Source organism: Sphingobacterium thalpophilum, assembly GCF_901482695.1.
Classification (GTDB): domain Bacteria; phylum Bacteroidota; class Bacteroidia; order Sphingobacteriales; family Sphingobacteriaceae; genus Sphingobacterium; species Sphingobacterium thalpophilum.
Map to the genome: position 1 here is coordinate 1,989,193 of NZ_LR590484.1, position 25,718 is coordinate 2,014,910.

The window sequence follows — 25,718 nt, forward strand, 5'->3', positions numbered from 1 at the left end:
TTACAACAAAATGGGGCTTTCAATTGTTGTATACGAGACGGTAGCCTCTGGTGTTATTTGTGGTTATGCGACTTCCTGATGTTTCGGCTATCTGCAATAGCTATAGTCTGGATTTCAGACGGAATGGATCCAATGTGCTGAAGTGCGGGATTTTGGGATTGGAATAAATTGTTTTAAATGGCAAGTATTTATATTGCATATAAAAAGCAATTTATCTATGTTTGTCGATATACAAAAATTTAAAATATGATTCAACGTATCCAAACTGTTTATTTGTTAGTGGCAGGATTAGTTATATTTGGCCTGTTTTTGTTCCCGTATGTAAACTATAGCGATCTTGTTGGACTGGGGAAGAACGTCAAAGTAACCGGTATTTACGGTGTTAGCGCTGGTCAGCCTGTGCATGAGGGCGGCTTTGGTTATATTTTACAGACCATTGTAACCGTTGTGCTCGGATTGTTGCCGCTATTTACAATATTTAAGTTTAGACAACGAAAAGTACAGATATTGCTGATCTGGATAGAGATGGTCGCGATCATCTTTTTTGGGATATGGTTGTATTCATCGGCTAGCACGCATCTTGCTACAGTAAGTCAATTTCTAGGTGCAGGGAATATTGGTGTAGGTTTTTTCTTGTTGCCTATTGCAATTATATTTTGTGCACTTGCGCTTGGGGGCGTTCGTAGAGATGAGAAACTGATCCGCTCTGCTGACCGCCTGCGTGCATAACAATATCCATTAACTTTTTAAGATACTGAAGCCACCATGGGGTGGCTTTTTAAATAGCAAATCTATGAGCAGTCTGTTGCGCCTGATGGCCGTCCTATTTTTTCTTTGTTTTATCGGTGAGGCAACGCGAGCCCAGTCGGCGGACTCGGTGTTGCTGGTGGATGATATCCAATTTGATTTAAAAGAGTATCATATAGATGAAAACAACAAAGAACTGGTGATTAATTTGTTTGCCATATCCTACAACCGGGATCCGAGGGAATTTAAGATGAATACTTTTTCGACACAGGTTATCGATCAAAAAAAGCAGGCTCATTTTTTCTCATCCATACAAATGGGCAATGTGCTGATAAAATTTGACGATCGGCAGAACTATTTACATTATCTGTTGGAAGAAGATAGGCCTGTTGATATACAAGTTGTGGTGAAAAACTGGAGGAAGACAGACAGGCCTGCCCATTTGAAGCTCGTTTTTGAGAGTAGTGAAGAAGAAGGAAAATTTTTGGAGGTGCCGATCTTGTTGGCGAAGTGAGCTGTTGTTGATGTCAAAAAAAAGCGCTGTTATTTTATATACAGCGCTTTTTTTTGATAAAGTCTTTGTGTTAGCGGTTGTACCTGATCTGCTGCTTGTCAAGCATACCCATCTGATCTTTCATCATTTTTATCTGATCAGCAAGCAGTTTATTTTTGTCAGCTTTTTTGGCTTCCTGAAGTAACTTTTCAGCTTCCCTTTTATTGCGTTTTGCCATGGCAACACCAGCCAGACTTAATTTCGCTAAAGCAATATTATGATCCATATGTAGCCCGAGTGCCAAAGCCTTCTTAAAATATTTTTCCGATTGCATCGGGGCGCGCTGCGACTCGATCAGTCCGATCAACATATTGTAATAGCCGTGCTGTTGCGGGATCAGCTGTTTTTCATAATTGGTGATTTTTCGTAACCATTTTTCGGCACTTGCCATATCTTGTTTGCGCATATACCATTGCGCAATAAGCATGTATTCGTGAAAAAATACAGTGACAAAACCAAGAATGGTGATCAGGATGCCCAATATTCCCCAGCCCCAGTTTCCCGTCCAAAAAAGAGCGATTGTGCCGATCAGCAATGCACTGCAAATGATAATTCTAACGAGATTTGACATAAATCGTTGTTTAAAAAATATTTGTGTTCAATTTAATTCTGCAAATATCCGTTAATTTCACCGTTTAAGCAACTTGTTGAAGTGGTTATTTTGTAAAATTATATTTTTCCCGGCGAGGGTCGGGGCTTTTAAATTTGCCATTATATGCAACTTTCTCTAAGTTTGGTTTATGGAAAAGCTATATGATGATTCGTGGGCGCCGGTATTGAAACCGTTATTCAGCCAGCCTTATATGAAACAATTGTCTGCCTTTGTACAGGAGGAGCGCAGGCGTACAAAAGTCTTCCCACCTGCGGGGTTAGTCATGAATGCTTTCAAATTGACTCCGTTGCCAGATGTCAAAGTTGTCATTCTGGGACAAGATCCTTACCATAATGATGGGCAGGCACATGGGCTGTCTTTTTCTGTGCCTGGAGGCATAGCTTTGCCGCCTTCCTTAAAAAATATTTTTAAAGAGCTGCAGGATGATATTGCCGGATTTACAGTGCCGCGCTCCGGGGATTTGAGTAGCTGGGCGAAGCAAGGGGTGCTGCTGCTGAACGCTACATTGACCGTGCAGGCGCATCTGGCTGGCTCACATCAAAAGAAAGGCTGGGAAATGTTTACGGATAGTATTATACATGCTATTTCTGAACGGTGTGAACACGTTGTTTTCTTGCTATGGGGCAGCTATGCACAGCAGAAAAGTGCACTTATTGACACGCGTAAGCACCTTGTTCTGAAATCGGTGCATCCGTCACCTCTTTCTGCTCATCGAGGTTTTTTTGGTAGCAAACACTTTTCGAAGGCCAATCAATATCTGAAGGAACATGGTAAAACGCCAATTGACTGGCGTTTGTCTTAAGCGTATTTGTCCATTGACGTGCTGCTGATTTCGCCTAGAGATAGCACGCGTACATGTTCCAGCCGGATGGTGATGCTGTTCTGCTCGAGGTGAGTAAATAAAAAATGGCTATCGTAACAGACGTGATAAGGGCTGTTAAAATCCATGGGCTGCGTGGGCCTTGCCAGTACAGTATATTCCAGATCTCCATGTATGGTATAACGTTGGACGATCGCTTGATTAGTGTCTACTGGCTCGATATAAAACCAGGCGCCCTCACCTACGCCGCCCAAGTACTGTGATCTGCAGGGAATAGCGGCGGGTCGGTCTTTTTGTACCATCCCGCCTATGGTAATGTCTTCGGGAAGCGTACTTGCGAGGCTTCGGCAGATATTGGTCTTTAGTTTTCTGAGCAGAAATGCGAGCGAAGAGAAGCGGTTCATTCGTAGACAGCATAGTCCTGCTGAATCCGAATAGCGGTAAATCGTTCTGTCCGGAGCGGCGTTGACCAAGTTGCTCATCGGACTTGCTTTGATCGTCTCGGGAAAGTTGATGCTGTGCCAGAAATGGAACTTTTTGGATGCATGCATCAGAAGCCGGGTGATAAACCTGGAGCAGTTATTGTTGTTTCTGGCCACTGCACCATAAGGGTAGGACCCCCGGCGCACCCAGCTATCCGCAAATGCTTTTGCCATACAAAAGTCTATTTCAGCAACTATGGCCAAATAGAGTTCTCCAGACCCTTGCATGGCATCCTTCATCGTCTCAAAATATTGAACAATTTCCAGTAGGTTTAGAATGCAGTCGCCGTTGATTTGAGCCCTGATACCAATAGCTAGTTTGGGGTCGGAGTCTTTCGAACGCGCTCTTCCCTGTCCTCTGGGAGAGATGTACCGCCCGAAGTCGTAGAATCTAAGTTTTCCAGAAGCCCGTTCGATCAATACAATGCCTGTATGGCCGACTTTGAAATTGAGATTTTTGACTAGTCCCAATTTTTTTAAAAACATCATCCACACTTCGTCACCGCGGATAGTAGCATCAGGCCAAGCAAGAATTAGGGCAAAATCCTGGTATTGGGATGATGTTTTCATCGTTATTTTTTAATATTCCAACGGAATGATGGGTTCTTTCTTGCTGGTAGACATAATCATCATTGTTTGGAAGGTTTTCACGAAGGGGATCTTTGCGATTTTTTCCATAATAACGCCTTCATACGCTTTTATATCTTTTACGTACACTTTGAGGATGAAGTCGCAGTTGCCGGTGACATGGTGGCATTCTGTGACCTCGGGAATCATTTTCACAGCAGCTACAAATTCTGGAATTGCATTATGAGTGTGGAAGTCCAATGATATTTGTATAAAGGATTTGATGCCTAGCCCTAATTTTTCTTCGTCCACAAAAGCATGATAGCTCTTGATGAAACCGGAGTTTTCAAGTTTTCTTACACGCTCTAAAGTTGGAGCGGGAGAAAGCCCTATGCTCGATGCTAACTGTAAGTTAGTAATACGGCCATTCTCTTGTAATAATTTGAGAATTTTTAAATCAGTTTTGTCTGGTGCAAACGGCATATCTTAAGTCTTAATAATCAATAGTATTTGTAAATATACAAAATTATATTTGGAAATTTAAAAATATACAAAATTATTGATGATTAATTATTTTTAATTATAGTGTTTAGGTAAAGGTATAGATATAATTTATCTAAAATCATTTATCTGTCATAATTGTTCGAAATGTGCGCATTTTGATTAAATAGAGTGATAAATGTCATTTTTTTATTAAAAATCATGTTGTAGAGCGCTTTAAAATACTGTTTATTGGCTTTGAAATTGTAACTTTGCAGTTCGATAGTTGCGGAGGTCAAACCTCCCAAATTAGTTAAACCGTGAGAGCGCAATATGAGTACTAAAGACGACGATTTATTAAAAGAGCTGGAGCTCGAAGAATATAAATACGGGTTCACGACGGATATCGAAATGGAAATTGCAGCCAAAGGCCTTACAGAGGATACGGTTCGTTTTATTTCGGCAAAAAAGAATGAGCCTGAGTGGTTATTGGAGTGGAGGCTGAAAGCTTTTCGCCATTTTCTGACGTTGAAAATGCCTACATGGCAGAATTTTGAGGCGCCCGAAATTGATTTTCAGGATATATCTTACTATGCGGCGCCTAAAGCCAAGCCACAGCTCAATTCGATGGAGGAAGTCGATCCCGAACTGGTTGCCACTTTTGAAAAATTAGGCATCCCATTGGATGAGCAAAAAATACTGGCTGGCGTAGTTGCTGTCGATGCCGTTTTTGATTCCGTATCGGTCAAGACAACTTTTCGTGAAAAGCTAAAAGAGCAGGGCGTTATTTTCTGTTCATTTGGAGAAGCTGTGCAGGAGTATCCTGACCTCGTGAAGAAGTATTTGGGGACGGTAGTCCCGCAAACGGACAATATTTATGCAGCCCTAAACTCAGCGGTGTTTTCGGACGGTTCGTTCGTGTATGTGCCAAAAGGCGTTAAGTGTCCAATGGAATTGTCTACTTATTTCCGTATTAATGCGCAGAATACAGGACAGTTTGAGCGCACACTGATCGTCGCGGACGAAGGGGCTTACGTCTCTTATTTGGAGGGTTGTACGGCGCCTATGCGTGATGAAAACCAATTGCATGCGGCAGTGGTAGAGCTAATTGCGGAAAGAGATGCTGAAATTAAATATTCGACCGTTCAAAACTGGTATCCCGGTGACAAGGACGGTAAAGGTGGTATCTATAACTTTGTGACAAAACGTGGTATCTGTAAAGGGGACAATAGTAAGATTTCATGGACCCAGGTAGAGACAGGGTCAGCCATCACATGGAAATATCCCGGCGTAATCTTAAAAGGTGATCATTCTATCGGTGAGTTTTACTCGGTGGCCATGACTCGCAACTACCAGGTTGCGGATACGGGAACTAAAATGGTTCATCTCGGTAAGAACACAAAATCCAAAATTGTTTCTAAAGGAATTTCTGCTGGAAAGAGTCATAATAGCTACAGAGGACTGGTCAAAATTGGTCCGAATGCGGATAACTCCAGGAACTTTACGCAATGTGATTCTTTGTTGATCGGCGATAAATGTGGTGCACATACTTTTCCATATATTGAAAACCGAAATAAGACAGCTAAATTGGAACATGAGGCAACCACATCAAAAATCGGAGAAGATCAGGTGTTCTATTTAAATCAGCGTGGCATTGATTCTGAAAAAGCTGTCGGGCTGATTGTCAATGGATATGCCAAGGAGGTGTTAAATCAATTGCCAATGGAATTTGCCGTAGAAGCACAGAAATTGTTGGCTATTTCTTTAGAAGGTTCAGTAGGATAGAAAAAATAATTGAGCAAGCTGCCATAGTATCGGTCTGTCGCTCAATACTCAATACGAATAAAATGTTAAGCATTAAAAATTTACATGCGTCTGTAGAAGACAAACAAATATTAAAAGGGTTAAACTTAGAAGTTAAAGCTGGAGAAGTTCACGCAATTATGGGCCCTAACGGTGCAGGAAAAAGTACTTTAGGTAATGTGTTGGCGGGACGTGAATCGTATGAGGTCAGTGCGGGGTCAGCGCTATTGGATGGCGTAGACTTGCTAGAGCTTTCTCCGGAAGATCGTGCGCGGGAAGGCTTATTTCTGGCTTTCCAGTATCCTGTCGAAATTCCGGGGGTATCGAACATCAATTTCTTGAAAACGGCAGTCAATGATATTCGTGAGTACAAAGGCCTGCCGCCGATGGAAGCGAAAGAATTTTTGCAGTTGGTGAAAGAGAAGCAAAAGCTGGTCGAATTTTCGGCTAACCTGGCCAATCGTTCTTTGAATGAAGGATTTTCAGGAGGTGAGAAAAAACGTAACGAAATTTTTCAGCTGGCTATGCTGAATCCGAAGCTATCTATTTTGGATGAAACGGATTCCGGTTTGGATATTGATGCTCTTCGTATTGTAGCCAACGGTGTGAATCAATTGCGTTCTAAAGATAATGCCTTTATCGTTATCACACACTATCAGCGCCTATTGGATTATATTGTGCCCGATTTTGTACACGTCCTATATAACGGCCGCATCGTGAAATCAGGCCCTAAAGAACTGGCCTTGGAACTCGAAGAAAAGGGATACGATTGGTTAAAAGAATATGATACACAAAACGCCTAACCTTTTAATTGATAAAGGATTGAAAGAAAGTTTGGCGATTTGATTAAATAATAACATGAGTACATTAGTTTCAGAATCATTACTTCAACAAGTGTTGGGAGCGTTCAGAGATCAGGAGCTGGCGACGGAGCCTGCTTTTTTCGTGGAGACGCGCCAGCGGGCTTTCGAACGCTTCGAAGCAGCAGGTTTTCCCACCGTTAAGAATGAAGAATGGAAATATACAAATATCCACAGTATCATTAATAAGCCCTATGCGCTTGACGTCGATGTGGATATCGAGGGCTTGGATTTTAGTGCAGGAGAGATTCCGGGTTTGGATGCCTATCGCATCATTCTTGTAAATGGTCAATATGTATTGGCGGTAAGTGAGTTGGAAAAAGTAAAAGGGCTCACTGTTATTCCGATGGATGCTGCTGTTGACGAACCAGCTTTCCGAACACATTTTGCACAATATGCTGATAAATCTGACAACATCATGGTGGCGCTTAATACAGCGGCATTTACCAATGGTGTATTTATTCACTTGAAGAAGGGCGTTGTATTGGATAAGCCAATCCAGATTATCCATGTGGCGATGGGACAGGAAGATTTCTTTGCGCAGACACGTAATCTGGTGGTTGTAGAACCGAATGCCGAATTTGAGTTGATTGAAAGCTTTATTACCGCAGACGGTGCAGCCAATAATGTACACAATAAGGTATCGGAAATTGTTGTACAGGAAAATGCGAAAGTACAGCATTACTATTTACAGGTAGCTGATTCCGTGAGCCGTTATTTTAACCATACAGAGGTCTATCAAGAGAAATATAGTTTATACAACAATTATAACTGTAACTTCCCCGGAGCAGCATTTATCCGCAATAATATCAATGTGCGGCTGGATGCGGAAAATGTAGAAAGTCACTTGTATGGAATCAATTTGACTGCTGGAGATCAACTGGTTGACAATCATACCATTGTAGATCACCTGAAGCCTCATTGTGAATCTTATGAGTGGTATAAGAATATCACACAGGACAACTCCACGGCCGTGTTCAACGGGAAAATTTTTGTCCGCGAAGATGCACAGAAAACAAATGCGTTCCAACAGAACAATAACATGTTGCTGTCGGATCATTCCGCTGTATACACCAAGCCGCAGCTCGAAATTTTTGCAGATGATGTAAAATGCTCGCACGGCTGTACTATCGGGCAATTTGACAATGAAGCATTATTTTATCTGCGTGCAAGAGGCATCGGCGAGGAGTCGGCGCGCGTTCTTTTGGTACATGCGTTTGCTTTTGACGTGACTACGCGTTTCTCAAACGATGTTGTCCGGAAATATGTGGAAGAACTGGTAGAAGAGAGCTTAAAAACGAATTAATCGATACAGTTTCACAGTATTCATATAGGCGTTTATCCATCGGGTAAACGCTTTTTTTTTTGCTTGCCTTCATGACCAAACCAATAGGAGCGCCGGTGTATTAGGTGCTACTCTTGCGTTTTTAGTCTTTTTGGCGTATTTTTGTAATGCTATGTACACATCTTTATATACAACTTACGCTTATAAACCTTGGGTTTTATAGCCTAACAATATTCAGAGATCCTGAATTTATCCACGGATCTATCCGCGTTTTATGTCAAATGTATAGGCCGTTCCCGGTCCTATGCTTGTTGTATTTTTGATTTATGTTTTATGGAAAAGAATAATTGGTTTCGAACCTACAGTTATATTTGGGTTGGACAATTCATTTCGCTACTGTCTAGCTCAGCGGTCAATTTTTCGATCATGATATGGCTCAGCCTGACCCACAAGTCGGCGGAGGTACTCGCTTTCGCGGCGATAGCCGGATTATTGCCTCAAGCAGTTATAGGTCCCTTTGCGGGTGTTTTTATCGATCGTTGGGATAGGAAGAAAGTCATGATCTTTGCGGATGGTTTTATAGCGCTGTGTACATTGGCGATGACATTTGTGCTGAAAGATACGCATACAGATATGTTTTTAATTTACCTTCTGATGGCCTGTCGTTCAATTGGTTCAGCATTTCACTCTCCGGCGATGCAGGCGATTGCACCGCTGTTGGTGCCGGAGGACAAACTGCTACGTGTATCGGGTATTAATCAGATGCTTCAGTCGGTGAGTAACATTGCCGGACCCGCATTGGGCACATTGGCGATTACTTATTTTCCGGTAGCGCAAGTGCTCTATCTGGATGTTATAGGCGCCGTATTTGCGATCACATCGTTGCTTTTTGTCTTTATCCCGCATTTACCGCAGTCGGAGTACAAATCCACTGTCAGAGCGGTATTAAAAGATCTTCAGCAGGGTTTGTTGGCTATTTATGGCAATAAAGGCTTAAAAATGCTTTTTTTATACGCAATGGTTGCCACATTTTGCATTATGCCAGTAGCGATCATGTTTCCATTGTTGACTATCGGGCATTATGGTGGTGGTAAATGGGAGATGAGCGCCATTGAAATTGTCTGGGGGGTAGGCATGCTGGTTGGCGGAAGTGCTCTAGGACTTGCCAAGATATCTTTCTCAAAGGTGGTACTTGTCAATAGTATGCATATATTGTTGGGACTGACTTTTGCGTTGTCAGGATGGTTCCCATCAGGCTGGTTTATTCCATTTGTCATCATGACAGCTCTGGGCGGTGTTTCTATGTCCGTATTTTCAGCGTCTTTTATGACGATCATCCAGGAACAGGTCGTTCCGGAAATGTTGGGACGTGTTTTTTCCCTTTATTTTAGTATTGCGATTTTGCCAAGTATGATCGGACTCCTTTTTACAGGATATATCGCTGACGCCATTGGAGTAGCTACCGCATTTGTTATTGCCGGTCTGACAGTGGTGCTTGTGGGATTACTGTCTTTTTTCAATCGTCCGATTATGGATTTGGGAGCAGAAAGGGAGCGTCGCTAAACGTGAATATAAAAAAAGCTTCCAGATGATGGAAGCTTTTTTTATTGGAGCGAAAGACGAGATTCGAACTCGCGACCCCAACCTTGGCAAGGTTGTGCTCTACCAACTGAGCTACTTTCGCGTTGATGCTACAAAAGTAAAGCATTTGATCTTATTCTGCAAGAGAAAAATCAAAAAAATATCAATTTAAATCAATTGCATCGACACAGTTAATTCCATCAATAGCGGCTGAAATAATACCGCCAGCATAGCCTGCTCCCTCTCCACAGGGGTAAAGTCCTTTTACCTGAGGATGTTGCAGATTTTCCTTATTTCTCGGAATCCTTATTGGCGAGGAAGTTCGCGATTCTACACCCACCAAAATGGCTTCGTTGGTATAATAACCTTTCATTTTTTTTCCGAAAATCGGCAAGGCACCACGGAGTGCTTGATGAACAAAGTCGGGTAGTATATCGCTGAGATCCGTAGACAAGGTTCCTGGCTTATATGAGTTTGCGGGTAGGTCCATTGATATACGCCCTTCCACAAAGTCAACCATACGCTGCGCTGGGGCTACAAGCTTGCCCCCGCCCGCCGTATAGGCTTTGTGTTCGATTTGTCTCTGAAAATCAAGCAGTGCAAAAGGGTCTTTCGCTGCGTTTGGCACGTCTTCGAGATTGATCTGGATGACTGTGCCCGAATTGGCGTGTGGATTATTCCGTTTCGAAGGCGACCATCCATTCACGACGATCTCATTCTGGTCGGTCGCACAGGGAGCGATAACTCCACCGGGACACATACAGAATGAAAATACGCCGCGATCATTCACCTGTTCGACCAGGCTGTAATAAGCTGGGGGCAAATGTTCACTTCTCACCTGACAATGGTACTGCGCTTGATCGATAATTGACTGCGGATGTTCGATGCGTACGCCCAACGCAAATGGTTTTGCTTCGATCAGCCAATTATTCCTTCGGAATAACTCAAAAATATCCCTGGCAGAGTGGCCTGTAGCCACGATGACATGATCTGCTTTGATTTGTTCTCCGCTGGCGAGTTTTACACCGCGCACCTGGCCAAAGGACTCCAGAATATCGTCGACACGCTGGTCAAAATAAAATTCACCTCCAAACTCTAGAACACTTTCGCGCATGGCTTCGATAATATGCGGCAATTTGTTGGTGCCAATATGCGGGCGGGCGTTTACCAGAATATCGGTTGCAGCACCGTGGGAAACAAATAGTTTAAGTACCTTGTCGACGTCTCCCCGTTTATTCGAGCGCGTATACAGTTTACCGTCTGAATACGTGCCGGCTCCCCCCTCACCAAAGCAATAGTTGGATTCGGGATTGACAATTCCCTCCCGGTTCAGTTTTGCCAGATCACGTCTTCGCTCCTGCACCTTTTTGCCTCTTTCGATAACGATCGGTTTAAGCCCGCGCTCGATGCAGCGTAAAGCAGCGAATAAGCCGGCCGGCCCTGCACCGACAATGATTACAGGTTTGCCCGTGCGGACGGATTTAAAGTGATTTTCGTAGACTTCAGGTAGCGGAAATTCGTCGATATAATAAATAACGCGTGCTCGGTATACCACCTGTCTGCTGCGTGCGTCAATAGAACGTTTACGGATCTTATAGGCTTTTATTTGCTGAGGTTTTAGCCGCAGAGCTTTTATGCCCAGTTGAAGGATATATTGCTCGTCTTCGATTCTTTCGGGGGGTATTGCGATCTCAATTTCTTTTTGCATATCATAGGGGCTGGGTTTTTATCCCAAAACCGGGACAAAGTTAAGGAATATTGCGTATTTGCAGATTTGAAATAAAAATATTCTTATCTTAGTAAGAGCTTGGTATATGCTTTGATAGTGTAACCGTATAATTTGAATAGTATTTAATTCTTTAAACAATGAAAATGAATAGATTTTTGGTAGCCTTATTTGGTTTTTTTGCGTTAGTATCATTAAACTCCTGCGGCTACAATACAATGGTGTCCCAGGACGAAAATGTCAAAGCCAAATGGGCGCAGGTTGAGAATGCTTATCAACGTCGTGCTGATTTGGTCCCGAACTTGGTTAACACTGTAAAAGGTGCCGCCAAACATGAAGAAAGCACACTGACAGCTGTTGTTGAAGCAAGAGCTAAAGCCACTTCGGTGACAATTAATGCAGATGACCTGTCGGAGGAGAATATCGCTAAATTTCAGAAAGTGCAGGACGAGTTCAGCGGATCCCTGAGCCGTCTTTTAGCTTCAGTGGAAGCCTACCCCGATTTAAAAGCGAATCAAAATTTTCTGGAACTACAAGCTCAGTTAGAGGGTACGGAAAACCGTATTTCTACAGAACGTAGAGCATATAACGAAGCTGTACAACAATATAATACCACTGTACGTAGTTTTCCAAATAATCTAATGGCCGGTATGTTCGGGTTTAAGGCCAAAGGAACATTTACTGCAGCACCGGGTTCAGACAAAGCACCGACTGTATCATTCTAGAATAGCATTTTGTTGGTAATGGATGGATTGTGGATGATGCGGCTTGCGTGGGAGCCCATCATCCATTTTTTATATTAACAGTTTTAGCTGTGCTGTTTTCCTCTGACTATCTGAGCTAGGAAAACAGATAATAATCAGGAAATATTATGGCTTTACATACGGAAGAACAAGAAAGAGTGGTTCATGCTATCAACGTGGCGGAAAATGAGACTTCAGGTGAGATTCGAGTCGTTATTGAAAATCATTGCCCTGACGAAGTACAGGATAGAGCGACTTATTATTTTTCAAAATTGGGGATGCACAAAACTGTTTTGAAAAACGGGGTGCTCATTTATATTGCATTGGAAGATCACAAGTTTGCTATCATTGGAGATAAAGGCATCAATGAGCGGGTTGAAGATGATTTTTGGAACTGTACGAAAGATATTATGGTGGAAGAGTTCAGACAGGGCAGGATCGTTGAAGGTTTGGTCGCGGGGATTGGACATGCTGGACGGCAATTGGCCAATTTTTTTCCACGCGAGCATGATGATGTCAATGAGCTTCCGAACGATATCGTATTTGGTGACCGTTAGGTCGTTGCCAGAGCATATCGTGAAAAAGTACGTTTGGTGCGGAGTGCTAGGTCGGATGTGCCTAAAGGGCTGTTAGCCATAATTAATAGAAGATAGAAAGCAATAAATAAGAATAGTTGATGAAATTAACATCGAAAATACGTTCTCAGGTCCGGATTTCACTTTTGGTGGTGCTGGCGTACTGTGCGTCCTTAGTTGTGGCAATGGCACAGGACTTTCCTGAGACACCACATAGACTTGTCAATGACTATACAAACACATTAACTGCCGACCAGAAGCAGATGCTGGAACAAAAACTTCTTGCTTTTGAAGACTCAACATCAACGCAGATTGCTGTTGTTTTGATGAACTCCACGGGTGGCTATGATATCTCGGATTATGCGGTACGTCTCGCAAAAAAATGGGGGGTGGGCAACAAAAAGTACAATAACGGCATCTTGTTATTGGCGGCACTAGGTGATCGTGCGGTCACCATTCAGACCGGATACGGGATTGAAGGAGCTGTTCCAGATGCCATTGCTTACCGTATCATAGAGAATGATATTAAGCCTGCCTTTCGTCAAAGGGACTATTACGGTGGCGTCGACAAAGCGACGAATTCGCTGATATCCTATGCGAAAGGAGAATATCAGGCAGATCCGAAACAACCAAGTGGTGGTGGTTCTGGCTCGATTATATTTGTGATTATTGTTGTCATCTTCCTTGTTGTCATGTTTTCAAATCGAGGTGGGGGTGGAAAAGGAGGCGGACGCGTGATGAACGGTCGCGGTTCGTCCGACATTTTCTGGTGGACCCTGCTCAACGGTCTAGGTGGCGGTGGTCGTGGCGGCAGCGGCGGATTTGGCGGCGGCGGCGGTGGTGGATTTGGCGGATTTGGTGGCGGTGATTTCGGTGGTGGCGGTGCGTCGGGCCGTTGGTAACAACTTTGCTAAATAATGTTAAATAGGACAGCAGTGCAGGGGAAATGTTTTACATTTACGATAAGTATATAATTATGAAAAAGGGAATATTAATGGGTTTAAGCTTTTTACCAGCCTTGTTAATGGCGCAAGAAAGCTATACAGTGACAGGAAAGGTCAATGCACCTTCTGACAAAGCAAAAGTATTTCTACAATATGCTTCCAATGGAACGCGTCAGCTTGATTCCGCAGCTGTTGTAAAAGGCGAATTTAAATTCAATGGTGAAGTAGCTTCGCCTACAAAAGGTATTATGATTTACTCAGCCGATGGATTGTCCTTTGCCGAGCTGAGAGGGGCACAGAAGCAACCGGAGACGGCGCAGCTGTATTTGTCCAAAGGTGTTATCAAAGTAGATGCTACAAAGGGATTTAAGGACGCAATCATTAGCGGAACAGCAATTAATGACGATTTTACCCAGTACAAGGCGTTTATCAAACCTTACGCTGACGGATTTGAAGCATTAAATCAACAATACTATGCAGCGAGCGACGAGCAGAAAAACGACCCCAAATTCATAGAGGGCTTGCAGAAGCAAGCTGGGGAGATTTCCGAAAAAATGGAGAAGGCTGATGCGGAGTTTATCGGCAAAAATCCCAAAAGCTGGTATACTTTAGACCTATTGGCTGATAACCTCAGCGGTGAAAACGTGAACGAATATGTCGCATCTTTTGAAAAGCTGTCTCCTGAGCTGAAAAACTCCGAAAAAGGGAAAGAGCTGGCAGAACGTATTCAAAAATTGAAAGCTGTTGCCATTGGCTCAGTCGCTCCTGATTTCACGCTTCCGGACACAACAGGAAAAAATATCTCCCTATCGTCATTGCGAGGAAAGTATGTATTGTTGGATTTCTGGGCGAGCTGGTGTCGACCTTGCCGTCATGAGAACCCAAATGTGGTTGCTGCTTTCAATAAGTTTAAAGATAAAGGATTTACAGTTTTCGGAGTTTCTCTGGACAATCCGGGTAAAAAAGATGCTTGGTTGAAAGCTATTCATGATGATAATCTACAGCAATGGCCACATGTATCTGACCTGCAGGGATGGAAATCAGCTCCGGTTAAACTATATGAAGTGCGTGGAATTCCTCAAAACTTCCTGATCGATCCTTCTGGCAAGATTGTGGCTTCTAACCTTCGGGGCGAAGCTTTGGAAGCTAAGTTAGCTGAACTTTTGAAGTAGTCTGCAGGATACTGGAAGCAGATCCCATAAAAAAAGCGGTAAAACTTAGTTATTTTACCGCTTTTTTTATAGATAATAAAGAGCTATAAGGAAAGAATCTCAATAATCCGAACGAGATCTTCATTCATTTTCACATTGTGCTTTATTGCATTTTTAAATGGAGTAAACCTAACTTCACCACAGATCAGCCCCGCCATTTCGCCCCTACGGCCGGCGAGTAAGGCCTCCACAGCAGCGACCCCTAGTCTACTGGCGAGAACGCGGTCCATACATGTCGGGCTGCCGCCACGTTGTATATGGCCGAGGATGGAGAGTCTGACATCATAATGTGGAAAGTTTTCCTTGATTTTTTCAGAAACGACCATTCCCCCCTCTTTGTCGCCTTCGGCAACAATAATAATGCGTGAAGATTTATTTTTACGACTTTTATCCAGCCGTTTCATGATGGCATCATAATCAACCTCAAATTCAGGAACCAACACAGCTTCAGCGCCAGTACTGATACCCGAACGGATGGCGATTAATCCAGAGTCACGCCCCATCACTTCGATGACGAAAAGGCGATCATGGGATTCGGCAGTATCGCGAATTTTATCCACTGCCTGAATAACTGTGTTAATTGCTGTATCGTAACCAATGGTAAAGTCAGTTCCGGCCAAATCATTGTCAATTGTTCCCGGAAGACCAATAATAGGAATGTCGAATTCTTCGATAAATTTGGAGGCACCTGTGAATGTCCCATCGCCACCGATGACGACCATCGCATCAATTCCGTGGCTACGCAAATTTTCGTACGCTTGCTGACGTCCTTCAACAGTTTTGAAAGCTTCACTTCGAGCTGTTTTGAGTATGGTGCCACCACGCTGTATGATGTTGGCTACGGATTTAGCGTCCATCGGAATGATTTCGCCATTCACTAGACCATCGTATCCCCTCCGTATCCCAAATACTTCAAGATTATTATAGATACCCGCTCTCACAACGGCGCGGATACCAGCATTCATTCCTGGAGCATCCCCTCCAGATGTCAAAACGGCAATTTTTTTAATGTTACTCATACGTAATCAAACTTAGCTAAATTTGTGCGTATATACAATTATATTTATGTTATAAAATCTACTTCCAAAGATGAAAGAAGCTAAACAAACGCTTTTTATAATGCAATTCATCAAAGCGGTAACCAGATTAAGTACAAACTTTGCAATGAGCCGGACGTTTGAAATAGCGGTATTTTCTATTTGCCCCCGTTATCTTTGTGCTTTAAAGGCATCGATGCCGCTCTGCAAAAAAGCTTTATATTCTGCGATGTTGTAATTTGCACCTGTCTGCGGCACCAGCACTTTTCCTGAAGCGTCCACGATCACGTACAGAGGTTGCGAATTACTATTAAATGCCGACGCCTGAAAGTCGCTGTTCTTCTTTCCTATGGTTGTGATCTTTTTGCCGCTATATTTTGAAATAAACTGTTCATTTGCCGGTAACTCTGTTTTGTCATCAACAAACAGTTCGGCCATTATGAATTCTTCTTTCAGTAATTTTGCTACTCCCGGATCAGTCCAGACATTTGCTTCCATCTTCCGGCAGTTAACGCAGTTCCAGCCTGTGAAGTCAATCAGCACAGGCTTATTCTGTTCTTTAGCTGTTTCTAAAGCTTGATCGTAATCGTAGTACGGATCAAATCCTTTTGGTGTGCCACGATCATGGAAGATTTCAGCGTACTTTTTCACTTTGCCATCGCTGTGGGCGGGAGAGGCTGCTACTCCGGCTGAAAGGTCAAAATCCTGTGTTGCCGCCGGCGGAAGAAATGCGGAGATGGACTTAAGGGGTGCTCCCCAAAGGCCCGGAACCATATAGATAACAAAAGAAAAGACAACAATCGCCAATAGAGTTCGTGGAACGGATAAAAATTTAAGCTCGCTATCATGCGAAAATTTGATCTTTCCGATCAGATATAGCCCCATCAGCCCAAATATGGCAATCCACAAGGATAAAAATACTTCACGGTCGAGCCAGTTCCAATGATAAGCTAAGTCCACATTGGACAGAAATTTTAATGCCAGGGCTAGTTCCAAAAATCCCAGTACAACTTTTACGGAGTTGAGCCATCCGCCGGACTTCGGCAAGGACTTTAACATCGAAGGGAACATGGCAAACAGACCAAAAGGGATCGCCAGTGCGATGGAGAAGCCCAGCATACCGATGGCAGGACCTAGGCGTTCTCCTTTCGAAGCAGCTTCCACCAGTAGGGTGCCAATAATTGGGCCTGTACAAGAAAAGGAGACCAGCGAAAGGCTGAAAGCCATAAAGAAAAGTCCCACGAGTCCGCCTTTATCCGACTTTGCATCCATTTTATTGACAAAGGAGCTTGGGAGCGTAATTTCAAAAGCACCAAAGAAGGATGCTGCAAAGACAACCAGTAACAAAAAGAATAAAAAATTAAATATGCCGTTGGTAGATAGCGCATTCAGGGCATCCGATCCAAAAGCAATAGTAATAATCATACCGAGTGCCACATAGATAACGATGATGAAGAGGCCATACAGTAGGGCTTTGCTGATACCGCTCGCCCGGCTGCCTGATTGTTTGGTGAAGTAGCTGACAGTCAAAGGCAACATAGGAAATATACAAGGCATCAGTAGTGCCGCAAAGCCACCGAGCAGTCCTGCAATGAAGATACCCCAGAGCGACTTTTTCCCCGCATCCTGATCAATAGAAGTGGAAATAGGCGCTTTGGTTGTCTGGCTGCTGTCTTGGCTTACTGTGTCCGGTGCTTCGGAGAATGCCAGATCTTCAGGAACGGGCTGCGTGGCCGTCGATGTGTCAGGTGATGATTCAAATTGAAGCCCTTCGGTGCTTGTCAGGCTGTCCTGCTGAAACGCGAAACTGGCTGCGCTGAACGAAAGGCTGAAAAAAGCAATGAGTAGTAGAATAAATGTGTTTTTTAACATGCGGATCTAATTGTGATGTTATTTTCAAAAATAAAAAAAGGCGATGAGAATCGCCTTATTAATTTATCCGTATAAGATCATTTTTACTATTTGATTGTCACAGCAAAAGCATAATCGTCAGGAGGTAGACATTGCGAAGCATCACATGCCTGCCATTCCACTGTTCCTCTCACTGTGGCTGTTCCTTTGTTTAGTTTTACCTTTTGCTGAAAGATAACCTCGTTGGTGAAATAGCCGACATCCATCTTGAACACCTCTTCGTGTTTTACTTTAGGTTTTGGCTCAGCAGTTTTTCCGATGATGCCATAATCCCCCGATTTGGCAAATGTGAAAGAGGTTGGAATAGGACCGCCATCTTTTATGTTTTGAGAATAGATATGCCATCCATTTTGGATCGTTGCTTTTACATATACCATAGCCTCGTTATTGTTCAGCTTTTTGCTGGCTACTGTCCATTTTACCGGCTTGTGAATTTGAGCGAAAGCTCCAGTAACTGCAAAAAGTACTGCAGTCATCAATAAAATTAGTTTTTTCATTCGACTTTAATTTTTCAATTCCTAGACACGTATAGCGTGTGTTATGTTCTTTTGATGGTTAAATACCCCGAAGGTTTAATTTGCTATAGGACAAATTTAAGGTAAAGCATTCCTATTCTCAAGAAGTATGTATCTGATTTGTGTAAAGTTTAGGATATAAGGTGTTTAATTTCCTTGATGTCAAACTTCTGAAGCTTTCCCTCGGTCAGCACCTGTAGTTTGCCATCTATGGATACTCCTTGGATAATACCGTTTTTTTGTATGCCATCGATTAAGAAAGGTTTTTCTTCGCCTTTCCATAATAGTAGCTGGTTGTAACGCTCGAGCTGGCGCTGAAGGCCTTGTTTCAGCGTCTGATACTCTTGTTGTATACTCAAAAAGAGCTCATTTGCGAGTTCTTTGACGTTATAATCCTCCCTATTTGTAAGTGTGGCGAGCGAGGTAATTGTTTCCGCAGTGTCAAAATTGATCTGGTTGATATTTACGCCAATGCCGACAATAGACGCATCAATTTGGACGCCCTTTACTTTATTTTCAATCAATATGCCTGCAATCTTTTTGTTGGCGATATAGATATCATTAGGCCATTTAACGAAAACAGGTTGTTCTGTTTTGTCTTTCAGCCACTTAGCGGCAGCGATAGCCACTGTTGCCGATAAGGCAAATTGCTGTGCTATGGATAGGAAATGTGGCTTAAGGAGAATGGAAGCCGTTAGATTTTTGCCCGGTTCGCTAAACCATGTGCCGCCTCGTTGCCCTTTTCCCTGAAACTGATCTTCTGCTAAAATGGCAGTGCCCTCAGCTAGTGGCTTGAAATTTGACAATAATTCTCTTAAATAATCGTTTGTAGAGGCAACTTTGTCAAGATATATTGTATTTTGACCGATGATAAGTCCCGAAATATTGTTATTTTGCAAACTGAAAGTATTAAATAAATATTAAGTCAAAACTATCATATTTTTTAATGAGTAAAAATAAAAGTTCAGAATTGTCCCAACGTCTATCAGAAATTATCGTCCACGGCATGCAGGAAAAGAAAGCAAACGAGATTGTTCGTTTGGACTTACGGGAACTGCACAGTTCTGTATCTGACTATTTTGTAATTTGTCACGCCGATTCTAACATTCAGGTTAATGCTATTGCCAAGAGTGTGGAAGAAGAGGTCTATAAAGCTTTTGGACAGGAACCCCAATACAAAGAAGGTCAAGCAAATGGAGAATGGTTGATTTTGGATTTTGTGGATGTGGTTGTGCATATTTTTAAGACTGAAAAAAGAGCCCATTATGGAATAGAAGAGCTTTGGGGAGATGCAGAGATTCAGCATTTTCAGAGTGCTTAATTGCGGCTCTGATTGAATAATTTATAAGAAGAAAATATAATTACGATATAATGAAAAAAATCCCAAGTAGTAAGGTAAGCCCAAAACCGCCAAAATTTAACTTTGTGTGGCTCATGATTGCCATGTTTTTAGGTTTTTTTGCCTTGCAATATGTTTTTGGAGAAAGCCCGGCTAAGGAAATTAGCTACAGTGATTTTGAGACACGCATGTTAAAAACAGGTGCTGTTGAGCGCTTGGAAGCTTATAAGAAAAATGATCTTGTCGAGGTTGAAGTTTACCTAAAAAAAGGCTGGAAGGATAATCCCAGCTTTAAAGATGTTTCTAGAGGAAATGATGCTATTCCAAGCCTTTCTGGCCAGGAGAATGCAGGTCCGCAATATATTTTTAAAGACGCTTCGGCTGAGGTGCTGGAAAAGAAACTGGCCGAATCACAGGCCGAGCTGGCTCCGGGAACCCCGAAAGTACAGCTTACCTATGCAGACCGCTCCAATCCTTGGGCGAGCTGGTTTGTAACGTTTATGCTGCCGTTGCTTGTGCTGGCGGCGATATGGATTTTCTTGATGCGCCGTATGGGCGGCGGTGCTGCTGGCGGCGGCGGTGCTATTTTTAATATTGGCAAGTCCAAAGCGCAGCTGTTTGACAAAGAATCGCAGATCAATATTACGTTTAATGACGTTGCGGGGCTTGAAGAAGCTAAGCAGGAAGTGATGGAGATCGTAGACTTTCTGAAAAACCCGCGTAAATACACGAATTTAGGAGGTAAGATCCCAAAAGGAGCACTGCTTGTTGGCCCTCCGGGGACAGGTAAAACCTTGCTGGCGAAGGCCGTTGCGGGTGAAGCGCAGGTACCGTTTTTCTCTTTGTCCGGCTCTGACTTCGTCGAGATGTTTGTCGGTGTGGGCGCGTCCCGCGTGCGCGACCTGTTTAAACAGGCAAAGGAAAAGGCACCATGTATTATCTTTATCGATGAAATTGATGCTATAGGACGTGCACGTGGTAAGAACTCGATGATGGGCGGTAATGACGAACGCGAAAATACCCTCAATCAGCTGCTGGTCGAAATGGATGGTTTCGGTACTGATTCGGGAGTGATTATTCTGGCCGCGACCAACCGTATTGATGTGCTGGATAGCGCGTTATTGCGTCCGGGACGTTTTGACCGCCAGATTTCTATCGATAAGCCAGATTTAATTGGCCGGGAGCAGATCTTTAAGGTGCATTTGAAGCCATTGAAGCTTTCAGCGGAAGTTGATGCTAAAAAATTATCCGCACAGACGCCTGGTTTTGCAGGTGCAGAGATTGCGAATGTCTGTAATGAGGCGGCACTGATTGCTGCGCGTAAAAACAAGCCCGAAATTGATATGCAGGATTTTCAGGACGCTGTGGACCGTGTGATCGGAGGTCTTGAGAAGAAGAATAAAATTATCTCACCTGAGGAGAAACGCATTGTGGCTTATCACGAAGCAGGGCATGCTATTGCAGGCTGGTTTTTGGAGCATGCCGATCCTTTGGTGAAGGTCTCTATCGTGCCCCGTGGTGTTGCAGCCTTAGGATATGCACAGTATCTTCCGAGAGAACAGTTTCTATATACAACTGAACAGCTGATCGATAGTCTCTGTATGACTATGGGTGGGCGTGTCGCTGAAGATATAACTTTTGGAAGAATTTCGACGGGTGCCCAAAACGACCTTGAGCGTATCACTCAGCTTTCTTATGCGATGATTGCGATCTATGGTATGAACGACAAAGTTGGAAATGTATCGTTCCGCGACAGTTCGGAAGCATCCTTCCAAAAGCCTTACTCTGACAAAACGGCAGAGCTTATCGATGCTGAAGTGCGCAATCTGATCAATGATGTATATGCTCGGACCAAGCAGTTGCTTTTGGAAAAGCGAGAAGGTCTGATCAAGATCGCAGAAAAGCTGTTGGAAAAAGAGATACTCTTCCAGTCGGATCTTGAAGAAATCCTAGGCAAACGTCCTTTTGAAACCAAAACAACCTACGATGAATTTGTTAACGGTGCGGACGGCGGCGGTGTGCCGCAAACAGATCTTCCTTTAGACGTTCATCCGGATGAGACAAGCTCGAGGGATGAAAGCCGGTTGGATAATAATCCGTCGCCAAATAATATCAACTAATTGAAAATTGTGCAGCGCTGGAGTCTCTGGCGCTGCATTTATATACTACTAGGAAGCCATGAACGTGAAGAATGCGACAGCGAAGGAGGTAATGTTAAAGCGTATACGTCAGGCATTGCTTCAGAAAAACGATAATCCCCATCCGAATTTTAAAGATACTGCGTTATACAAAGCTGAAGATGAACTGGTGGATATTGTTTTTGTTCGTGAGTTCACGGCGGCTGGCGGTAAGTTTTTGTATTGTGATGGTGAAATTGGACTGATTGAGAATCTGATCACATTGACCGAGGTCAACAACATCAAAAATATATATGCCTGGGAGCAGGGGATCCAAAATTTATTGACTCCGTATGGTTTTCCATTTATCAAGACCGAAAAGGATTTTGAATCTGCGCATGCGGGCATTACATCCTGTGAGGCATTGATTGCCCGCAATGGAAGTATTATGGTGAGCAACGCAAATGCTTCGGGACGACGTTTGAGTATTTACCCTCCTATACACATTGTCGTCGCCAAAGCCTCGCAATTGGTCTGGGATTTAAAGGATGCCCTGGGTTATATGCAAAGAAGGTACGGTCAGGAGGTGCCGACGATGATTTCAACGATTACAGGCCCTTCGCGGACTGCTGATATCGAAAAACGTTTGGTACTAGGAGCACATGGCCCCAAAGAGCTGTACGTTTTACTTTTGGAAGACCGATTCTAACGATTATTATGCTAACTTTTTATTTACAACAAACACCCGTAGCGAGTGTTATCTTCTTTTTTACACTTGTCACAAGCATTTATACCTTATCCAACGAACAACTTTTTGGCAAACTCATGCTTCATCCATATAGCATTGCACGTAAGGAACGTTGGTATACGCTATTGACCAGCGGTTTTGTGCACCGTGACTGGGGACATCTGCTGTTCAATATGATCACGTTCTATTACTTTGCATTTGGGTTAGAGCAGATGTTGGCACAAGCCAGCGTTTATGGTCATGTGCTCTTTGCCGTTATCTACTTGGGAAGCTTGATTCTCAGCGATATTCCTACGGTTATCCAGCAGCGGAACAATCCCGGATATTATAGTTTAGGAGCTTCCGGCGCTATCTGTGCGGTTCTTTTTAGTTATATTCTATTCAATCCAAAGATGACTATAGGGGTAATGATGATTATCCCTATGCCGGCTTACCTTTTTGCCTTTCTGTTTTTGGGTTATTGCATCTGGGCCTCCAAAAATGGACGGGATGGCATCAATCACGATGCCCATTTTTTCGGTGCACTTTCGGGGCTGATTTTGACCATTCTGTGTTTTCCCTGGGTGATAAAACATTGCTTAGCACAGTTCTAAAATCTTCCGCCCCAGGTCTCCCGGTCTAAACTTCTATATTGGATGGCTTCGGCCAGATGGTGATTTTTAATCTGTGGACTACCTTCCATATCAGCGATTGTCCGGGCCACCTTCAGAATCCGGTCATAGGCTCTGGCAGAAAGGTTGAGGCGGGATATGGCTGTTTTGAGCAATTTCTTTCCCGGCTCATCAACCTTGCAGATCTCTCTTGTAAGTTTCGTGCTCATCTGCGCATTGCAGTGGATATCTTGTAACGACTCAAAACGTTGCCCTGTTTGCGTTTTGAACAAAAAATCAGTAAACCTCTACCGATAAAAGTACCTTTAAATCCACAGACTTTGGGTGAATATATAGGAATTGAGCTAAGGCTGTTTCAAAGGGATATAACAGCCAAATTGTATAACACATTGAGAAAGTAATCGGAATAGCCCCCAGATTTGATATTTTCCTTCGAATAATTAAATTTTTGGGAGATTGAGTTCAGTCACATAGCTAATATCTAAAAGGTTATTAAATAGTTGTTTATGTAAAAAATAGAAATTAAATATTAAGTTCTGTTTTTTTATCGAGGAAATCACATTGTTTGTATGGGTCGGAATCGAGTTGGTCGAAATAACTTTTTAGAGTGAAAATATTTTAATAATATGGGTTCGAAAAAGTACTGAAGGCCAATAGTATTTTAGATTTTAATGTAAATCCATGAAAAATAGCATTTTCCTTTTATTAATTTTCCTGTTTTCGTGCAGCAAAGAAAATTCTGACCAAACCTATATTGCACAGTTGGAGATCCAACCGACTATTGAGTATGTTGCACCTAATCCGCCGGCGAAACCAGACCAACCTAAGAATATACCGGCGCTTAAGGTTAGAGAAAGTAATAAAGAAGAGTATCATTTAGGTTTAGACGAGATTAGTGGTTTTGTTTTCGAGGAAGGCAACCGTTATAAATTAAAAGTTCAGATAACTATTTTGGCATCTCCGCCGTTAGATGGGAACAACAAAACTTATAAACTTCTTGAAGTTATTTCTAAACAACAGGCAGCTATAAATAACATTATGAAAAGAACAAGTATTTTGTGTGAAGAAGATTCTAAAGAAAACTACTGAATCATATACCCAAGAAGAAGCGAATCTTTTTGCCAGTTGTCACAATCTCTCTCTTGGGAAGTAACATCGGAAATAATGTGATACAACTATTGATCAATCCAAGTCCTGATGGAGTTTTCGATCTTATTGCACAAAACGTTGGGACATTTACAGCGAGTGATCCAGTGGTACCGATTTACTATACGGCAAATATCTAAAAGATAATTCGCGATTTAAAATGACTTTTAAAATTGACCATTAATATATTTATGATGATTACAGCATATAGACAAAAGAATTTAGGGATTTTAAGTGCATGTTTGCTAATGGCATGCTTCTTATTTTCATGTAAAAAAGATGGCCCAGATGGTTCTGAGGTGAAAAACGAAAAATGGAGAACCGAAGCTAAAACCGATAGTATGGGGAACCAATACTATGTGGTAAATACCTTGGAGAATACTTTAGAGATCAGGGTAGATAATAAAGATGGAAAGAACATTTTTTCAGAAGTTTGCCCGACAATAGACGCAAGTGAGATTCCTGAAAGTTCAAAAAAGCTTTTTACTTATTTAGTTTCTCCAAGTAAATATATTAATTCTAACCATGCCACCCTTTCATTGCGCCTCATTCTTGATGATTTGGAAATTCCGAATAAGTACGTTCAACTTCTTGCCAATATAGATCTTGACAGCAAGAAATTTTATACCAAAAAGTATAAGGTTGAAGAGCCTTTAGATTGGTCTTATGTTGATTACAATATTTCCTTAGTACAATGGTATCAAAATTCGTTATTAGTCAGAGAGGGAACTGACAAAGACCTTAATAGAGGAGGAGGAAATATGGGGCTCGGACAACGGGGAACTCAATTGGTTTGTTATGAGCGGGACTTTTCAGTTCGCTATACCAAAGATATAGATGCTACCGATGCCTATTATCCTTCTGGGGGTTCAGGTAATATTCCAATTAATAATGATGAATATATGACCTTTATACCTGAAGGCGTTGTGGCTAGGTTGCAGATAGTTACTAGTGTTGAAGATAAATGGGCGGGAAAACAGCCCTTAATTTGGAAGGACAATCTAAAAGAGACAAATAATATTCCGGCAGACTATTCCATAAAAATTACAGATTATAATATTCAGAATAATGTGGTAAGTGCTAGTTATAATATCTATGATGAAAAAGGTCAATTAAAAGAAAAGAGAACCCGAAAATGGGCTATAGGTAATGGAATGCCGCTAGGTAGTTAATTTAAATAAATAGGTATTACTGTTTGAAGTAAAGTTCTAAATTAAGCACGGGTCATAAAAAGAACCCTTATCAGAAAAATAGGAGATATCGCCGCATAGGTGGAAAAATACTTTCATATTGAATTGCTCCAT

Annotated in this window: 26 protein-coding genes and 1 tRNA gene; 17 read left to right on the forward strand and 10 right to left on the reverse strand. The window is 42.5% G+C overall.

Annotated features, from left to right (window positions below; genetic code table 11):
- Positions 1-246: 246 nt before the first annotated feature.
- The gene (locus FGL37_RS08525; protein ID WP_028071037.1) at positions 247-729 is read left to right on the forward strand and encodes a DUF4293 domain-containing protein; all 483 of its coding nucleotides are present in this window, start codon (positions 247-249) and stop codon (positions 727-729) included.
- A 64-nt stretch (positions 730-793) separates the two neighbouring features.
- The gene (locus FGL37_RS08530; protein ID WP_232048661.1) at positions 794-1,261 is read left to right on the forward strand and encodes a hypothetical protein; all 468 of its coding nucleotides are present in this window, start codon (positions 794-796) and stop codon (positions 1,259-1,261) included.
- 70 nt (positions 1,262-1,331) lie between these two features.
- Here the strand turns inward: FGL37_RS08530 and FGL37_RS08535 are convergent, their stop codons facing one another.
- A complete protein-coding gene (locus FGL37_RS08535; RefSeq protein WP_028071039.1) occupies positions 1,332-1,871 on the reverse strand; it encodes a tetratricopeptide repeat protein in 540 nt (179 codons plus the stop codon).
- 169 nt (positions 1,872-2,040) lie between these two features.
- Between FGL37_RS08535 and ung the strand changes: the two genes are divergently transcribed.
- Entirely contained in the window at positions 2,041-2,715 is a 675-nt protein-coding gene (ung, locus tag FGL37_RS08540) for a uracil-DNA glycosylase (RefSeq protein WP_028071040.1), read from the forward strand.
- On the opposite strand, the gene FGL37_RS08545 is transcribed toward ung, so the two are convergent.
- Positions 2,712-3,785 carry a DUF6695 family protein gene (locus FGL37_RS08545; protein ID WP_028071041.1) on the reverse strand — a complete coding sequence of 358 codons (1,074 nt, stop codon included), beginning with the start codon at positions 3,783-3,785 and terminating at the stop codon, positions 2,712-2,714. The two genes, ung and FGL37_RS08545, sit on opposite strands and share 4 nt — an antisense overlap.
- A gap of 9 nt (positions 3,786-3,794) precedes the next feature.
- Entirely contained in the window at positions 3,795-4,265 is a 471-nt protein-coding gene (locus FGL37_RS08550) for an Lrp/AsnC family transcriptional regulator (protein ID WP_028071042.1), read from the reverse strand.
- A 330-nt stretch (positions 4,266-4,595) separates the two neighbouring features.
- On the opposite strand from FGL37_RS08550, the gene sufB reads away from it, so the two are divergent.
- The 4 genes from sufB (at position 4,596) to FGL37_RS08570 (ending at position 9,773) form a co-directional block, all read left to right on the forward strand.
- Positions 4,596-6,047: a Fe-S cluster assembly protein SufB gene (gene sufB, locus FGL37_RS08555; protein WP_028071043.1), complete on the forward strand. Its 1,452-nt coding sequence runs from the start codon at positions 4,596-4,598 to the stop codon at positions 6,045-6,047.
- Positions 6,048-6,109: 62 nt separating this feature from the next.
- Positions 6,110-6,868: a Fe-S cluster assembly ATPase SufC gene (sufC, locus tag FGL37_RS08560; protein ID WP_028071044.1), complete on the forward strand. Its 759-nt coding sequence runs from the start codon at positions 6,110-6,112 to the stop codon at positions 6,866-6,868.
- Between the two features lie 55 nt (positions 6,869-6,923).
- A complete protein-coding gene (gene sufD / locus FGL37_RS08565) occupies positions 6,924-8,231 on the forward strand; it encodes a Fe-S cluster assembly protein SufD (RefSeq protein WP_028071045.1) in 1,308 nt (435 codons plus the stop codon).
- A gap of 312 nt (positions 8,232-8,543) precedes the next feature.
- A complete protein-coding gene (locus FGL37_RS08570) occupies positions 8,544-9,773 on the forward strand; it encodes an MFS transporter (RefSeq protein ID WP_037533928.1) in 1,230 nt (409 codons plus the stop codon).
- A gap of 45 nt (positions 9,774-9,818) precedes the next feature.
- Here the strand turns inward: FGL37_RS08570 and FGL37_RS08575 are convergent.
- Both FGL37_RS08575 and FGL37_RS08580 read right to left on the reverse strand, forming a co-directional pair.
- A tRNA-Gly gene (locus FGL37_RS08575) sits at positions 9,819-9,894 on the reverse strand.
- Between the two features lie 60 nt (positions 9,895-9,954).
- On the reverse strand, positions 9,955-11,499 hold the full coding sequence (locus tag FGL37_RS08580) for an NAD(P)/FAD-dependent oxidoreductase (protein WP_028071047.1): 1,545 nt from the start codon (positions 11,497-11,499) through the stop codon (positions 9,955-9,957).
- A 164-nt stretch (positions 11,500-11,663) separates the two neighbouring features.
- Between FGL37_RS08580 and FGL37_RS08585 the strand changes: the two genes are divergently transcribed.
- From FGL37_RS08585 to FGL37_RS08600, 4 genes are all read left to right on the forward strand, one after another.
- Positions 11,664-12,242: a LemA family protein gene (locus FGL37_RS08585; protein WP_028071048.1), complete on the forward strand. Its 579-nt coding sequence runs from the start codon at positions 11,664-11,666 to the stop codon at positions 12,240-12,242.
- A gap of 146 nt (positions 12,243-12,388) precedes the next feature.
- The gene (locus tag FGL37_RS08590) at positions 12,389-12,817 is read left to right on the forward strand and encodes a TPM domain-containing protein (protein ID WP_028071049.1); all 429 of its coding nucleotides are present in this window, start codon (positions 12,389-12,391) and stop codon (positions 12,815-12,817) included.
- A 119-nt stretch (positions 12,818-12,936) separates the two neighbouring features.
- Positions 12,937-13,737: a TPM domain-containing protein gene (locus FGL37_RS08595; protein ID WP_037533930.1), complete on the forward strand. Its 801-nt coding sequence runs from the start codon at positions 12,937-12,939 to the stop codon at positions 13,735-13,737.
- Positions 13,738-13,811: 74 nt separating this feature from the next.
- The gene (locus FGL37_RS08600; protein WP_028071051.1) at positions 13,812-14,951 is read left to right on the forward strand and encodes a TlpA disulfide reductase family protein; all 1,140 of its coding nucleotides are present in this window, start codon (positions 13,812-13,814) and stop codon (positions 14,949-14,951) included.
- A gap of 83 nt (positions 14,952-15,034) precedes the next feature.
- Here FGL37_RS08600 and pfkA read toward each other — a convergent pair whose 3' ends face one another.
- The 4 genes from pfkA to FGL37_RS08620 all read right to left on the reverse strand — a co-directional run bounded on the left by pfkA (position 15,035) and on the right by FGL37_RS08620 (position 19,352).
- Positions 15,035-16,009, reverse strand: coding sequence for a 6-phosphofructokinase (pfkA, locus tag FGL37_RS08605; protein WP_028071052.1), 975 nt, complete (start codon positions 16,007-16,009; stop codon positions 15,035-15,037).
- 189 nt (positions 16,010-16,198) lie between these two features.
- Positions 16,199-17,899, reverse strand: a complete 1,701-nt coding sequence (locus FGL37_RS08610; protein ID WP_037533931.1) for a protein-disulfide reductase DsbD family protein — start codon at positions 17,897-17,899, stop codon at positions 16,199-16,201.
- A gap of 86 nt (positions 17,900-17,985) precedes the next feature.
- Complete coding sequence (locus FGL37_RS08615) at positions 17,986-18,435, reverse strand: protein-disulfide reductase DsbD N-terminal domain-containing protein (RefSeq protein ID WP_028071054.1); 450 nt, start codon at positions 18,433-18,435, stop codon at positions 17,986-17,988.
- Between the two features lie 149 nt (positions 18,436-18,584).
- Entirely contained in the window at positions 18,585-19,352 is a 768-nt protein-coding gene (locus FGL37_RS08620; RefSeq protein ID WP_028071055.1) for a biotin--[acetyl-CoA-carboxylase] ligase, read from the reverse strand.
- A 47-nt stretch (positions 19,353-19,399) separates the two neighbouring features.
- Between FGL37_RS08620 and rsfS the strand changes: the two genes are divergently transcribed.
- Genes rsfS through FGL37_RS08640 form a run of 4 tightly spaced genes read left to right on the forward strand, consistent with a single transcriptional unit; the run spans position 19,400 to position 23,250 of the window.
- Complete coding sequence (rsfS, locus tag FGL37_RS08625) at positions 19,400-19,774, forward strand: ribosome silencing factor (RefSeq protein ID WP_028071056.1); 375 nt, start codon at positions 19,400-19,402, stop codon at positions 19,772-19,774.
- Positions 19,775-19,824: 50 nt separating this feature from the next.
- Positions 19,825-21,912: an ATP-dependent zinc metalloprotease FtsH gene (ftsH, locus tag FGL37_RS08630; protein WP_037533932.1), complete on the forward strand. Its 2,088-nt coding sequence runs from the start codon at positions 19,825-19,827 to the stop codon at positions 21,910-21,912.
- A gap of 58 nt (positions 21,913-21,970) precedes the next feature.
- Positions 21,971-22,618: a LutC/YkgG family protein gene (locus tag FGL37_RS08635; protein WP_037533933.1), complete on the forward strand. Its 648-nt coding sequence runs from the start codon at positions 21,971-21,973 to the stop codon at positions 22,616-22,618.
- Positions 22,619-22,626: 8 nt separating this feature from the next.
- Positions 22,627-23,250 carry a rhomboid family intramembrane serine protease gene (locus FGL37_RS08640; RefSeq protein ID WP_028071058.1) on the forward strand — a complete coding sequence of 208 codons (624 nt, stop codon included), beginning with the start codon at positions 22,627-22,629 and terminating at the stop codon, positions 23,248-23,250.
- Here FGL37_RS08640 and FGL37_RS08645 read toward each other — a convergent pair.
- The gene (locus tag FGL37_RS08645) at positions 23,247-23,540 is read right to left on the reverse strand and encodes a magnesium chelatase subunit ChlI family protein (RefSeq protein ID WP_081817935.1); all 294 of its coding nucleotides are present in this window, start codon (positions 23,538-23,540) and stop codon (positions 23,247-23,249) included. The genes FGL37_RS08640 and FGL37_RS08645 overlap by 4 nt on opposite strands.
- A 409-nt stretch (positions 23,541-23,949) precedes the next feature.
- Between FGL37_RS08645 and FGL37_RS08650 the strand changes: the two genes are divergently transcribed.
- Entirely contained in the window at positions 23,950-24,357 is a 408-nt protein-coding gene (locus FGL37_RS08650; RefSeq protein ID WP_051607266.1) for a DUF4377 domain-containing protein, read from the forward strand.
- 248 nt (positions 24,358-24,605) lie between these two features.
- Positions 24,606-25,586, forward strand: a complete 981-nt coding sequence (locus FGL37_RS08655; protein ID WP_028071664.1) for a hypothetical protein — start codon at positions 24,606-24,608, stop codon at positions 25,584-25,586.
- Positions 25,587-25,718: the final 132 nt, after the last annotated feature.